The sequence below is a fragment of the Pseudomonas petroselini genome (assembly GCF_045037875.1).
Lineage (GTDB): Bacteria > Pseudomonadota > Gammaproteobacteria > Pseudomonadales > Pseudomonadaceae > Aquipseudomonas > Aquipseudomonas petroselini.
In genome coordinates this window covers 22,222-36,112 of record NZ_CP173614.1, presented here as the reverse complement: position 1 = coordinate 36,112, position 13,891 = coordinate 22,222, and the positions used below count along the sequence as shown (strand labels likewise).

Here is a 13,891-nt window from a genome sequence, read left to right as displayed (position 1 = left end):
CCTGCGTGCCATCTGCCCGCGGTTTGGGCCGCACGCCTCTCGATGGTCTGAAAAAGATGCGTGATAATAAAGCATGCCCCGCTTGACGGCTAGCGCCGTCGGAGACCCTTGTAATGCCCGAGCACGATCTACGTTTACAACAGCTGGAAGTCTGGCTGGATGAGCAGTTGCCGATCCTTTTCAACGCTCAAGGCTGGGGTGCCGTACCCCCGGCCACATTGACCGCGGCCAGCAGCGACGCGAGTTTCAGGCGCTATTTCCGTTGGGAAGGCGGTGGCCGGACATTCGTGGTGATGGACGCCCCACCCCCCCAGGAAAACTGCAAACCTTTCGTCGATATCGCGCATTTGTTAGCGAAGTCGGGAATAAATGTGCCAAAAATTTATGCAGAAGATTTGCCGCGAGGCTTTCTTTTGCTCAATGACCTGGGCACAAAAACCTATTTGGACGTGATTGACGAGCAGAATGCCGATCAATTGTTTGCCGATGCCATCGACGCCTTGCTGGCTTTTCAGCAATTGCCGATGGACGCGCCACTGCCCAGCTATGACGTAGCCTTGCTGCGCCGCGAGCTCGAATTGTTTCCCGAGTGGTACGTGCGCCGGCACCTGGGTATCGAACTCGATACGCAGCAGCAAGCGCTTTGGCAGCGTGTCAGCGATCACCTGATCGACAGCGCCCTGGCCCAGCCAAAGGTGCTGGTACACCGCGACTACATGCCGCGCAACCTGATGATCAGCGAGCCTAACCCTGGCGTGCTGGACTTCCAGGATGCGGTCTACGGGCCTGTCACCTATGACATCACTTGCCTGTTCAAAGATGCCTTCCTCAGTTGGCCCAAGGCCCGCGTGCGGGATTGGCAGCGCGGTTACTGGCAGCGTGCCGGGCAATTGGGCATTCCGGTGCAGGCGGATGTCGAAGAATTCCTGCGTGCCAGCGACTTGATGGGCGTGCAGCGTCACCTCAAGGTCATCGGCATTTTTGCGCGCATCTGTCATCGCGACGGCAAGCCACGCTACTTGGCCGACGTACCGCGCTTCTTTGCTTATATAGAAGCGGTACTGGCGGACCGCCCGGAACTGAGCGAACTGGGTGAACTGCTGGCCAGCCTGCGTCAACCCGCCGAGGCGAGCGTATGAAGGCCATGATCCTGGCCGCCGGCAAAGGCGAGCGGATGCGTCCGCTGACCTTGCACACGCCCAAGCCGCTGGTGCAGGCCGGCGGCAAGCGCCTGATCGAGTATCACCTGGAGGCGCTGGCCAAGGCCGGCTTCACCGAGATCGTGATCAACCATGCCTGGCTCGGCCAGCAGATCGAAAGCTATCTGGGGGACGGCGCGCAGTTTGGCTTGCGCATCCGTTATTCGCCTGAGGGCGAGCCGCTGGAAACCGGCGGCGGGATTTTCCAGGCACTGCCGTTACTGGGGGATGAGCCGTTCCTGGTGGTTAATGGCGATATCTGGACTGATTACAACTTCACCCGGCTCAAGCAACCGCTCAAGGGCCTGGCTCACCTGGTGATGGTCGATAACCCGGCGCATCACCCCTCGGGCGGTGATTTCTACCTTGATCAGGGTTTGCTTCATGATGCCGCGCCCGGTGCCGATAACCTGACCTTCAGTGGCATTTCCGTACTCGACCCCAAGCTGTTCGCGGGTTGCAGCGCGGGTGCCTTCAAGCTGGCGCCGCTTTTGCGGGCAGCCATGGCCAAAGGTCTGGTAACGGGGGAACACATGGCAGGACGCTGGATTGATGTCGGCACGCTGGAGCGCCTGGCGCAAGTCGAAACCCTGCTGGCAGCGGGGCAGTAACATGCTGTGGCCAGGGACGCTGATCGGCGCCGGGGCTGGCTTTGCGATTGCCAGTATTCCGGGGGCTTTGTTGGGTGCGCTGTTGGGGCAGGCGCTGGACCGCCGTCTGCAACTGCACAGCTGGGCGCAGTTGCGCGAGCGCCTGGGCGGGCGCCCGGTGTTGCGCAATGACGAGTTGTTGTTTGTGTTGCTGGGGCGTCTGGCCAAGAGCAATGGGCGAGTGGTGGATGGACATATCCAGCAGGCGCGCCAGGAAATGCGTGGGCTGGACATGAGCGACTCAGCGCAACGCCGTGCGATTGCGGCGTTTAATCGCGGCAAGTCCGGCGCCGACCGGGTGCGCAGCTATCTGCGTGTGCTCAAGGCTCAACCCCATGCGGCAGAAGGGGTATTGCGTGCGTGCTGGCGCATGGCCTGGGCGGACGGCAAGGCCGGTGACGCCGAGCGTGACCTGATTGATCAATGGGGCAAGTGGCTGGGCTGGACGCCGCAACAACTCCAGGCATTGGCGGGTGACTACACGCCGGAGCGCAAACCGTTGGTGAGTCGGGGCGGCACCTATCAGGATGCGTTGCGCTTGCTGGGTGTGACGGCGACCACCGAACCGTCGGCGATCAAGCGTGCCTATCGCCGACTGCTCAGCCGCCATCATCCGGACAAGATTGCCGGCACCGGTGCGAGTCCTGCGCAAGTGCGTGAGGCCACGGAGCGCACTCGGGAATTGCACAATGCCTACACGTTGATCCGCGAGCGCCGGGATTTCCGTTAACGATCGGGAAGTGGCAATCCAATCCACATGTGGGAGCAAGCCTCCTCCCACATTGGATCTAGGGTGGTGTTGAAACCGGTGATCAGTCTGAAGTCGCCTGCGGGCTCAACCAGCCACGAACCCTGCGATACAACTGTTCCTGCTCTGCAGCACTGTTGCCGGGCAGGGTCTTCAGCGACACCTGTTTATAACCCTCATTCTTCAAGCGCTTGGCCGCCTGGGCACGTGCCAGGGCGTTTTTGCGTGATTGGGCGTCGTCTTGATAGAAGACATCGGCGGTCGGCAGTTTCAGGCCGGGCGCCAGTTGCTGCACATCCGGATGGCGCCCAGTGGGCGTCTGCGCCGCGACCATGACGAGCCTCTGCACCTGGGACGGTTGCTTCTCGCTCACATAACGTGCGGCCCACCACGCGCCGGTGCCGTGGCCGAGCAGCACGACGCTGCGTGCGCTCTGGGTCTGGGCGAAGGCCACGGCGGCGTCGATGCGGTCGAAGATGCGCGAGGCGTCAGTCTTGTCTTGCTCGTCTGCGCCAGGCACCACCGCAGGGTCGGTGCCTTCGGCCTCGGCGCTGGCGGCCTGCTCGATGGGTTTGTCGGCGGTGCTCGCTTCTTTACTGCTGGTGTCGACGGTGGCCTTGGGCGCTTCCATCACGCGCGGCGGCAGGGTATCTACGCTCACGTCCGGCAATGACAGGCTGAGACTGCCCCAATTGGCATCCGGCAATTTATGCCGCAACGGGCTGATTGCTTGCGGCCAGTCAGCATTTTCGCCGGCGCCGGGTACGATAATCACCACGCCTTCGGGCTCGGCGCTGTTGGCCGGTTTCCACAGCGCGAGAAAGGTATCGCTGCCGGCCTGCAATTGTTGCTGTTCCTGTTGCGGGATTTTACGTTCCAGGGCGCTGGCCTCTTCCTTGCTGCGCTCGGGCAAGGGCTGGCGTTCGACGGGTTTTTCGGTGGCAGGCTCAGGCGCGTCAGCGGCCTGTACAGAAAAGGCACTGGTAATAAGCAGCGACAGGCACAATGCTGGCAGTGCCGAACGGTGGAGAAAGGGCATCGTTAATTCCCGGCCAGAAGTGATTCCAGCAGCCTAATGGGTTGGTCAGTATTTGTCAGTGATGTGAGACGTGGATCATGGGTTTTCGCTGTCTGCTGGTTATCGGCTGTTTGTGCCTTGCCTTGATGGCAAATGCCGCCCCTGCGCCCGCCGCACCCCAGGCGCAGCTCACTGTGCAACAACGCGAATGGCTGGCCCAGCACCCGGAGCTGAGGGTGGGCCTGGTGTTGCAGGCGCCATACGCGCAATACGATCGGCGTTTGCAGCGGTTGTCCGGGGCGAATGTCGAGTTGATGCAGTGGCTGGCCAAGGCGCTGGGCATCGAGCTGACCTGGCGCAACTTCCCCAGCCAGGAGCAACTGGAAGCGGCCGTACGCGAGGGCGAAGTGGACATAGCTCCTGGCCTGCAGCAAACCCCGGCCGGTTTGCGCCTGTGGTTGTTCTCCGATCCCTACATGCGTGTGCCGCAGCACATCGTCGGCATCCGGGAGGGCGGCGGCGCGGTGGAGTTGGAAAAACTCGATGACCAATCCCGCGTCGCCGTGCGCATGCCCAGCGCCGTGGCCGATTACCTGCGCAGTACCTATCCGAGCCTGAACCTGCAAGGCGTGCCCATGGAGCGCCAGGCCCTGCAATTGCTGGTCAGCCAGCAAGCGCGCTACGCCGTGGTGGATGAGGCGCAACTTAGCCGTTTGTCCGGCGAGGCGGAGTTCGCCGGGCTGGCGGTCGTGGGCGATATCGGCCTGCCGCAATTGCTGCGGGTGGCTACACGTCGGGAATGGCCGGAGCTGGCCGGCATCATGGAAAGCGCCTTGCGCGCCATCCCCGCCCGCGACCTGGACCAACTGCACAGCCGCTGGCTGCAGCCCAAGTACCCACGGCTGACGGAATCACCGGGCCTGTGGCAAAACGTCAGCCTGTTGCTGGGCCTGCTCCTGCTTGCCAGCCTGGCGCTGGTGTTCTGGCAGCGCCGCCAGCAGCGCGTATTGGAGCACGGCTTACTGGCTGCCCGCGAAGAGAGCGAGGCCCGCGCAGCCGGCGCCGAAGCACTGCGGCTGACGCAATTCTCCATCGATCAAAGCACGGTCGGTATCCTTTGGGTCAACTGGGACAGCCATGTGCGCTACGCCAACCGTGCGGCCGAAAACATGCTTGGCTACGGCCCCGGTGCGTTGATCGAGCGGCCGCTGATTGACCTCGACCCCACCTTGGATATGGACCGCTGGCTCAACCTGTGGAAGCGCGCGCGGGCCAGCGAAGAGGGCCCACAGAACTTTGCCACTGATTGCCGGCGTGCAGATGGCAGCATCCTGCCGACCAATGTGTCCTTGAGCTTTCTGCGCTTTGCGGAGGCCGAATACTTGGTGGTCTACCTCAACGACGTCACCGAGTTGCGCCGAACGCTGGCGGCCTTGCTGCAAAGTGAAGCGCAACTGCGCGAGCTGTCCGCCCACCTGGAAACCGTGCGCGAAGAAGAAAAGGCCCGTATCGCCCGTGAGGTGCACGACGAACTCGGGCAAATGCTCACCGTGCTCAAGCTCGAAACTTCCATGTGCGAGCTGGCCTATGCGCAACTCGACCCCGGTTTGCACGAGCGTTTGAACAGCATGAAACGCCTGATCGCCCAGCTGTTCCAACTGGTGCGGGATGTGGCGACGGCACTGCGCCCGCCGATTCTGGATGCCGGCATTGCCTCGGCCATCGAATGGCAGGCGCGACGCTTTGAAGCGCGCACACACATTCCTTGCCTGGTGCAGGTGCCGGATAACCTGCCGGCGCTGAGCGATGCCAAGGCGATCGGCCTGTTTCGCATCCTGCAGGAAGCGCTGACCAATGTGATGCGCCATGCCCAGGCGCATACTGTCGAGCTGACCCTGGCGGTGGAGGGGACGGATTTACGGCTGACCATCAGCGACGATGGCGTCGGTTTCATCCAGGCCCAGGGCCGACCGGTATCATTCGGCCTGGTGGGCATGCGTGAGCGGGTGCTGATCATGGGCGGGCAACTGCGCCTGGACAGCGAACGGGGGGAGGGCACCACCCTGAGTGTGACGGTGCCGTTGGATGCATAACACCAAGAGGAAGTCCCTGTGATCCGCGTACTGGTAGCCGAAGACCACACCATTGTTCGTGAAGGTATCAAGCAATTGATCGGCCTGGCCAAAGACCTGCTGGTGGTTGGAGAAGCGAGCAATGGCGAGCAACTGCTGGAGACCTTGCGCCATGTGCCGTGCGAGGTGGTGTTGCTGGACATCTCGATGCCCGGCGTCAATGGCCTGGAAGCGATTGCGCGCATTCGTGCGTTGCACAATCCGCCGGCGATCCTGGTGCTGTCGATGCACGATGAAGCGCAAATGGCCGCCCGAGCCTTGAAAGTGGGGGCGGCGGGTTATGCGACGAAGGACAGCGACCCGGCGCTGTTGCTCACGGCGATCCACAAGGTCGCGGCCGGCGGGCGTTACATCGACCCGGACCTGGCCGACCGCATGGTCTTCGAAGTCGGCCTTACCGATACCCGGCCGCTGCATTCATTGCTCTCGGAGCGCGAGTTCTCGGTGTTCGAGCGTCTGGCCCAGGGCGCCAACGTCAACGATATCGCCCAGCAACTGGCGCTGAGCAGCAAGACCATCAGCACGCACAAGGCGCGGTTGATGCAAAAGCTCAATATCACCTCCCTGGCTGAACTGGTGAAGTACGCGATGGAGCACAAGCTGCTTTAACCACATGCCTGTTTACGACGCCCTTTGAGCGGCGCTGAGCTGATGGCTGGCGCAGGGCGCTGCGGCACTGTTCTATCCCCGCCATCCGTGTAGGGCGATCCCTACCCCGAACCTTCCATCCGGCTGATGCCATTCTCTCCTGGCCCCCGATTTCCGGGGGCTCGTGCCTGGACTACGCTTGTTCCACAGCAGTCCAAAATACAAAGGTGCGGGTATGAGCGAGGTGGATACAAATGATGTGCTGGTCAGCTTTCGTGGCGTGCAGAAGAGCTACGACGGCGAGAACCTGATCGTCAAAGACCTCAACCTGGAGATTCGCAAGGGCGAGTTCCTTACCCTGCTCGGGCCTTCCGGTTCGGGCAAGACCACCAGCCTGATGATGCTCGCCGGCTTTGAAACGCCGACCGCCGGTGAAATCCAGCTGGCCGGGCGCTCCATCAACAACGTACCGCCGCACAAGCGCGACATCGGCATGGTGTTCCAGAACTACGCGCTGTTCCCGCACATGACCGTGGCCGAAAACCTGGGGTTTCCCCTCTCTGTGCGTGGCCTGAGCAAGACCGATATCAGCGAGCGGGTCAAACGCGTGCTGAGCATGGTCCAGCTCGACGCGTTCGCCCAACGCTACCCGGCGCAACTGTCCGGCGGCCAGCAACAGCGTGTGGCGCTGGCCCGAGCGTTGGTGTTCGAACCGCAGCTGGTGCTGATGGACGAACCCCTCGGCGCCCTCGACAAGCAACTGCGCGAACACATGCAGATGGAGATCAAGCACCTGCATCAGCGCCTCGGCGTAACCGTGGTGTATGTGACCCACGACCAGGGCGAAGCGCTGACCATGTCCGACCGGGTGGCAGTGTTCCACCAGGGCGAGATCCAACAGATCGCCGCACCGCGCACGTTGTACGAAGAACCCAAGAACACCTTCGTCGCCAACTTCATCGGTGAAAACAACCGTCTCAATGGCCGCCTGCACAGCCACACCGGCGACCGCTGTGTCGTCGAGCTGGCGCGCGGCGAGAAAGTCGAGGCGCTGGCCGTGAACGTCGGCCAGGTCGGTGGCCCGGTAACGCTTTCGGTGCGTCCGGAACGTGTGAGCCTCAATGGCTCCAGCGAAAGCTGCGTCAACCGCTTCTCCGGGCGGGTGGCGGAATTCATCTACCTGGGCGACCACGTGCGCGTGCGCCTGGAAGTCTGCGGCAAGGCCGATTTTTTTGTGAAACAACCGATTGCCGAGCTGGACCCAGCCCTGGCGGTCGGCGACGTGGTACCGATTGGCTGGCAAGTCGAGCACGTTCGCGCACTCGACCCACTTCTAGAGGCGAATTGATCGCCCCATGGCTTCACCAACCCTGCACGTGGAGAGAACAACAATGTTGAGTTCCTTGAAGTATTCCGTCCTGGCATTGAGTTTGATGGGCGCGACACAGGCCATGGCCGGCCCGGACCTGACCGTCGTGTCCTTCGGTGGCGCGAACAAGGCGGCTCAGGTCAAAGCCTTCTACGCACCGTGGGAAAGCGCGGGCAACGGCAAGATCGTCGCCGGCGAGTACAACGGCGAAATGGCCAAGGTGAAAGCAATGGTCGACACCAAGAGCGTGTCCTGGGACCTGGTGGAGGTGGAGTCGCCGGAACTGTCCCGTGGCTGCGACGAAGACATGTTCGAGCCGCTGGACCCGAAACTGTTCGGCAACGCTGCCGATTACGTGAAGGGCGCGATCCAGCCGTGCGGCGTGGGCTTCTTCGTATGGTCGACGGTGCTGGCCTACAACGCCGATAAGTTGGCGTCCGCGCCGACCAGTTGGGCGGATTTCTGGGACACCAAGAAATTCCCGGGCAAGCGCGGTTTGCGCAAAGGCGCCAAGTACACCCTGGAATTCGCCTTGATGGCCGACGGCGTAGCGCCGAAGGACGTATACAAAGTGCTGGCCGGCAAAGATGGCCAGGACCGCGCATTCAAGAAACTCGATGAACTCAAGCCGTCGATCCAGTGGTGGGAAGCCGGCGCACAACCGCCGCAGTACCTGGCCTCGGGTGACGTGGTGATGAGCTCGGCCTACAACGGCCGCATTGCCGCCGTGCAGAAAGAAAGCAACCTGAAAGTGGTATGGAACGGCGGTATCTACGACTTCGACGCGTGGGCCATTCCTAAAGGCCTGGCCAAGGATCGTGCGGAAGCGGCGAAGAAATTCATCGCCTTCTCGGTGCAGCCGCAGCAGCAGAAGACCTACTCGGAAAACATCGCCTACGGCCCAGCCAATACCCAAGCCGTCCCGTTGCTGGCCAAGGACATCCTCAAGGACATGCCGACCACCCCGGAAAACATCGCCAACCAGGTGCAGATCGATGTGAGCTTCTGGGCGGACAACGGTGAGCAGCTGGAGCAGCGCTTCAATTCCTGGGCTGCCAAGTAACCCATGTGGGAGGGGGCTTGCCCCCGATAGCGGAGTGTCAGTCAGCCTATTTATCAACTGATACACCGCCATCGGGGGCAAGCCCCCTCCCACAGGGGATCTGTATTTATCTTTAAGATCCGGAGTCAGCCATGGCCATCGCCGTTCCCTCGAACGAGGTCAACAGCCCCACCCTCAAGCAGCGCCTGGCGCGCGCCGAGCGGCTTAATCGCTGGAAGGCCCAGGCATTGATTGCGCCGCTGGTGCTGTTTTTGCTGCTGGTGTTCCTGGTGCCGATCGTTGCGCTGCTCTACAAAAGCGTGGGCAACCCGGAAGTGGTGGGCGGTCTGCCGCGCACCGTGGTGGCGGTGACGGCCTGGGACGGTCGTGGCTTGCCGGGCGAGCCGGTGTACCAGGCCCTCAGTGAAGACCTGGGCGAAGCGCGTAAAAACCAGACCCTGGGCGATCTGTCCAAACGCCTGAACATGGAACTGGCCGGCTACCGCAGCCTGCTGACCAAAACCGCGCGGACGCTGCCGTTCAGTGAAGCGCCTGCCTCTTATAAGGAAGCGTTGGAAAACCTCGACGAACGCTGGGGCGACCCGGCCTACTGGCAGGCGATCCGGCGCAATACCAGCAGCCTGACACCGTTCTACCTGCTGGCGGCTGTCGATCACCGCATCGACGACCTCGGCGAAGTAGCGCCGGCCACGCCAGACCAGGCGATCTACCTGGACATTTTTGCCCGCACTTTCTGGATGGGCCTGGTGATCACGGCTATCTGCCTGCTGCTGGCCTATCCCCTGGCGTACCTGCTGGCCAACCTGCCGGCGCGCAAAAGCAATCTGTTGATGATTCTCGTGTTGCTGCCGTTCTGGACCTCGATCCTGGTGCGGGTAGCCGCGTGGATTGTGTTGCTGCAGTCCGGCGGCCTGATCAACAGCGCAATGATGAGCTTGGGACTGATCGACAAACCGGTGGAACTGGTGTTCAACCGTACCGGTGTCTACATCTCCATGGTGCACATCCTGCTGCCGTTCATGATTCTGCCGATCTACAGCGTGATGAAAGGCATCTCGCCGACCTACATGCGCGCCGCGATTTCCCTGGGTTGTCACCCGTTCGCCAGCTTCTGGCGCGTGTATTTCCCGCAGACCTACGCCGGAGTGGGCGCCGGTTGCCTGCTGGTGTTCATCCTGGCAATTGGTTACTACATCACCCCGGCCCTGCTGGGCAGCCCGAACGACCAGATGGTCAGCTACTTCGTGGCGTTCTACACCAACACCAGTATCAACTGGGGCATGGCGACGGCGTTGGGCGGCTTGCTGCTGCTGGCGACCGTGGTGCTGTACCTGATCTACAACCGGCTGGTGGGCGCCAGCCGCCTGCGCCTGAGCTAAGGAGACCCTGCGATGCTGAGCCCTTATATGTCGCCCGTTGAGCGGGTGTGGTTCTACAGCTTGCGGATCCTCTGCGGCTTGATCCTGTTGTTCCTGATATTGCCCGTGCTGGTGATCATTCCGCTGTCGTTCAACAGCGGCAGTTTCCTGGTGTACCCGCTGCAAGGTTTTTCGCTGCACTGGTACCAGGACTTCTTCGCCTCCGCCGAATGGATGCGTGCGCTGAAGAACAGCATCATCGTCGCCCCGGCGGCCACGGTGCTGGCCATGGTGTTCGGCACCCTGGCGGCGATCGGCCTGACGCGCGGTAATTTCCCCGGCAAGGCGTTGGTCATGGCGCTGGTGATTTCGCCGATGGTGGTGCCGGTGGTGATCATTGGCGTGGCCAGTTACCTGTTCTTTGCACCGCTGGGCCTGGGCAACAGCTTTTTCTCGTTGATCGTGGTGCATGCGGTGCTGGGCGTGCCGTTTGTGATCATCACCGTGTCGGCGACCTTGCAGGGCTTCAACCACAATCTGGTGCGGGCGGCGGCCAGTCTTGGCGCATCGCCGTTGACTGCATTTCGCCGGGTGACCTTGCCGTTGATTGCGCCAGGCGTGATTTCCGGGGCGTTGTTTGCCTTCGCCACGTCGTTCGATGAAGTGGTGGTGACGCTGTTCCTCGCCGGCCCGGAGCAAGCGACCCTGCCGCGCCAGATGTTCAGCGGCATCCGCGAAAACCTCAGCCCGACGATTGCGGCGGCGGCGACCTTGTTGATTGCTTTCTCGGTGCTGTTGTTGCTGACCCTGGAATGGTTGCGTGGCCGCAGTGAGAAGCTGCGTACTGCGGCGGTCTAACGGCCTGCTGGAGATTCAAGTGTGGGAGGGGGCAAGCCCCCTCCCACATTGGTGTTGTGTTGTCCTGGAAATAACCATTCAGGCTGTGAATGCTGGGCAACCCCATTTTCCGAGCTACTCTTGTGCCAGCCCATCCCTGATAAGAGGCCGCGCACATGAGTACCTCCTCATTCAAGATCGCCCACAAACTGCTCACCGGCGCTGGCGCCATCGAACAACTGGCCTTTGAGCTCACCCGCCTGGATGTGGACAACCCGCTGATCGTCACCGACGCCGCGCTGGTCAAGTCCGGCACCGTGGCGCTGGCACTCGAGCACTTGGGCGAACGCAGCTACGAGATTTTCGACCGCGTCCTGCCCGACCCGGAAATCGCCATTGTCGAGGACTGCATGCGTGTCTACCGCGAGGGTGGGCATGACGGCTTGATCGGCCTGGGCGGCGGCAGCGCCATCGATATCGCCAAAAGCGTTGCCGCCTATGCCGGATACCACGGCGCGCTGGCGGACTTGTTCGGCGTCGACCAGGTGCCGCGCAAGGGCCCGCCGCTGATTGCCATCCCGACCACGGCGGGCACCGGCTCGGAAGTGACCAATGTGGCGATCCTCTCCGATAAGGCCGCGCAGCTGAAAAAAGGCATTGTCAGCGACTACCTGCTGCCAGACGTCGCGCTGATCAGCCCGCAAATGACCCTGACCTGCCCGCGCAGCGTCACCGCCGCCAGCGGCGTGGATGCGCTGGTGCATGCCATCGAATCCTACCTGTCGCTGAATGCTTCGCCGATCACCGACGCGCTGGCCATCGGCGCCATCAAGCTGATCGCCAAGGCGTTGCCCAAGGCCTACGCGAACCCCGCGAACCTGCAGGCGCGAGACGATATGGCCACCGCCAGCCTGATGGCCGGTATGGCGTTCGGGAATGCCGGGGTGGGCGCGGTGCATGCGTTGGCGTACCCGCTGGGTGGGCGTTTCAATATTGCCCATGGCGTGAGCAACGCGCTGTTGCTGCCCTATGTGATGCACTGGAACAAGCTGGCCTGTGTGGAGCGTATGCAGGACATTGCGCAGGCCATGGGCGTGAATGTCGCCGGCTTGAGCGTCAATGATGCCGCCGACCAAGCTGTCGAGGCGATGACGCGACTGTGTGCCGCAGTGGAGATCCCGGCGGGCCTGCGCAGTTTCGGTGTGCCCGAGGACGCGATCCCCGCCATGGCCGTGGAGGCGGCGGGCATTGAACGGTTGATGCGCAACAATCCGCGCAAGCTCAGCGCGGCGGATATCGAGAAAATCTATCGGGCTGCGTACTAGCCATTGAGCCAGGTCACGGTGCGCGCGGCAAAGCATGAGGTATACAATGCGCGCCATCGTGATTTAGCTCAAAAAAGGTGCGTCATGCAGCCCTTCGTCATTGCTCCATCGATTCTCTCCGCCGACTTCGCCCGCCTGGGTGATGAAGTGGACAAGGTGTTGGCCGCCGGTGCCGACTTCGTGCACTTCGATGTCATGGACAACCACTACGTACCCAACCTGACCATCGGCCCGATGGTATGCGCCGCGTTGCGCAAGTACGGCATCACTGCGCCGATCGATGCGCACCTGATGGTCAGCCCGGTGGATCGCATCATCGGCGACTTCGTTGACGCCGGCGCGACCTACATCACCTTCCACCCGGAAGCCTCGCTGCACGTCGACCGCACCCTGCAACTGATCCGCGAAGGCGGCTGCAAGGCGGGTCTGGTGTTCAACCCGGCCACTCCACTGAGCGTGCTTGAGTACGTGATGGACAAGGTCGACATGATCCTGCTGATGAGCGTTAACCCGGGCTTCGGCGGGCAGAAGTTCATCCCTGGTACGCTGAACAAGCTGCGCGAAGCCCGCGCGCTGATCGACGCCTCGGGCCGTGACATCCGCCTGGAAATCGACGGCGGGGTCAACGTCAACAACATCCGCGAAATCGCCGCGGCGGGCGCCGACACTTTCGTGGCCGGCTCGGCGATCTTCAATGCGCCGGACTACCAAGAGGTCATCGACAAGATGCGCGCCGAACTGGCGCTGGCGCGTCCATGAGCGGCTTTGAGCAGCTGTTCCCCGGCAAATTGCCACGGCTGGTGATGTTCGATCTTGACGGTACCTTGATCGACTCGGTGCCCGACCTGGCGGCGGCGGTGGACGAGATGCTGCTCAAGCTGGGGCGCAAGCCGGCCGGGGTCGAGTCGGTGCGCGAATGGGTTGGCAACGGCGTGCAGATGCTGGTGCGCCGCGCCTTGGCCGATCACATCGATGCCGAAGGCGTGGATGAGGTGGAGGCTGAGCACGCCCTGGAACTGTTCAACGCGGCCTACGAAGACGGCCACGAACTGACCGTGGTCTACCCGGGCGTGCGCGACACCCTCAAGTGGCTGAGCAAGCAAGGCGTGGAAATGGCCCTGATCACCAACAAGCCGGAACGCTTCGTCGCACCGCTGTTGGATCAGATGAAAATCGGCCGTTATTTCCGCTGGATCATCGGTGGCGATACCCTGCCGCAGAAAAAGCCGGACCCGGCGGCGCTTTTTTTCGTGATGAAAATGGCCAATATTCCGGCCTCGCAGTCGTTGTTTGTCGGCGATTCGCGCAGTGATGTGCAGGCGGCAAAGGCCGCGGGTGTGCAGTGTGTAGCCCTCAGTTACGGCTATAACCATGGCCGGCCGATTGCCGAAGAGTCGCCGGCAATGGTCATTGATGACCTGCGCCTGCTAATCCCCGGTTGCTTGGGAGCTGGCGCTGAGATAACGTTGCCCGACACCGATCCGTCCCCTTCTGGAAATTCCATCGTGGTGGTCACTCGCAAACTCTGGATGAAAGTTATCAAGGCCCTGGCCCGCTGGCGTTGGCGCGCCTGACTGATCCTGGCCGCGCTCTGCGGCACGTTT

The 13,891-nt window shown here is 62.2% G+C and carries 13 protein-coding genes; 12 read left to right on the top strand and 1 reads right to left on the bottom strand.

Going from position 1 to position 13,891, the window contains the following annotated elements; genetic code table 11:
• Positions 1–113 precede the first annotated feature (113 nt).
• The 3 genes from ACI512_RS00265 to ACI512_RS00255 are packed head-to-tail and all read left to right on the top strand — an operon-like array spanning position 114 to position 2,579.
• Positions 114–1,139 carry an aminoglycoside phosphotransferase family protein gene (locus ACI512_RS00265; RefSeq protein WP_015886171.1) on the top strand — a complete coding sequence of 342 codons (1,026 nt, stop codon included), beginning with the start codon at positions 114–116 and terminating at the stop codon, positions 1,137–1,139.
• Positions 1,136–1,810 (top strand): N-acetylmuramate alpha-1-phosphate uridylyltransferase MurU, encoded by a 675-nt coding sequence (gene murU / locus ACI512_RS00260; RefSeq protein ID WP_064054223.1) that lies wholly within the window; start codon positions 1,136–1,138, stop codon positions 1,808–1,810. Before ACI512_RS00265 ends, murU begins: the two co-directional genes overlap by 4 nt.
• 1 nt (position 1,811) lies before the next feature.
• Positions 1,812–2,579, top strand: coding sequence for a TerB family tellurite resistance protein (locus ACI512_RS00255; protein ID WP_064054222.1), 768 nt, complete (start codon positions 1,812–1,814; stop codon positions 2,577–2,579).
• 82 nt (positions 2,580–2,661) lie between these two features.
• On the opposite strand, the gene ACI512_RS00250 is transcribed toward ACI512_RS00255, so the two are convergent.
• A complete protein-coding gene (locus ACI512_RS00250) occupies positions 2,662–3,636 on the bottom strand; it encodes an alpha/beta hydrolase family protein (RefSeq protein ID WP_231809019.1) in 975 nt (324 codons plus the stop codon).
• Between the two features lie 77 nt (positions 3,637–3,713).
• On the opposite strand from ACI512_RS00250, the gene ACI512_RS00245 reads away from it, so the two are divergent.
• The 9 genes from ACI512_RS00245 (at position 3,714) to ACI512_RS00205 (ending at position 13,861) form a co-directional block, all read left to right on the top strand.
• A complete protein-coding gene (locus ACI512_RS00245; protein ID WP_236379097.1) occupies positions 3,714–5,708 on the top strand; it encodes a histidine kinase in 1,995 nt (664 codons plus the stop codon).
• An 18-nt stretch (positions 5,709–5,726) separates the two neighbouring features.
• The gene (locus ACI512_RS00240) at positions 5,727–6,356 is read left to right on the top strand and encodes a response regulator (RefSeq protein ID WP_405121571.1); all 630 of its coding nucleotides are present in this window, start codon (positions 5,727–5,729) and stop codon (positions 6,354–6,356) included.
• Positions 6,357–6,570: 214 nt separating this feature from the next.
• Positions 6,571–7,683, top strand: coding sequence for an ABC transporter ATP-binding protein (locus ACI512_RS00235; RefSeq protein ID WP_015886165.1), 1,113 nt, complete (start codon positions 6,571–6,573; stop codon positions 7,681–7,683).
• Between the two features lie 43 nt (positions 7,684–7,726).
• Positions 7,727–8,767, top strand: a complete 1,041-nt coding sequence (locus tag ACI512_RS00230; protein WP_015886164.1) for an ABC transporter substrate-binding protein — start codon at positions 7,727–7,729, stop codon at positions 8,765–8,767.
• A gap of 131 nt (positions 8,768–8,898) precedes the next feature.
• Positions 8,899–10,146 carry an ABC transporter permease gene (locus ACI512_RS00225; RefSeq protein ID WP_236379101.1) on the top strand — a complete coding sequence of 416 codons (1,248 nt, stop codon included), beginning with the start codon at positions 8,899–8,901 and terminating at the stop codon, positions 10,144–10,146.
• A 12-nt stretch (positions 10,147–10,158) separates the two neighbouring features.
• Entirely contained in the window at positions 10,159–10,983 is an 825-nt protein-coding gene (locus tag ACI512_RS00220; RefSeq protein WP_015886162.1) for an ABC transporter permease, read from the top strand.
• Positions 10,984–11,138: 155 nt separating this feature from the next.
• Positions 11,139–12,287, top strand: a complete 1,149-nt coding sequence (locus ACI512_RS00215) for an iron-containing alcohol dehydrogenase (protein WP_046035019.1) — start codon at positions 11,139–11,141, stop codon at positions 12,285–12,287.
• An 84-nt stretch (positions 12,288–12,371) separates the two neighbouring features.
• Positions 12,372–13,046: a ribulose-phosphate 3-epimerase gene (gene rpe / locus ACI512_RS00210; protein ID WP_236379111.1), complete on the top strand. Its 675-nt coding sequence runs from the start codon at positions 12,372–12,374 to the stop codon at positions 13,044–13,046.
• Complete coding sequence (locus tag ACI512_RS00205) at positions 13,043–13,861, top strand: phosphoglycolate phosphatase (RefSeq protein WP_064054218.1); 819 nt, start codon at positions 13,043–13,045, stop codon at positions 13,859–13,861. The genes rpe and ACI512_RS00205 overlap by 4 nt, the downstream gene beginning before the upstream one ends.
• Positions 13,862–13,891: the final 30 nt, after the last annotated feature.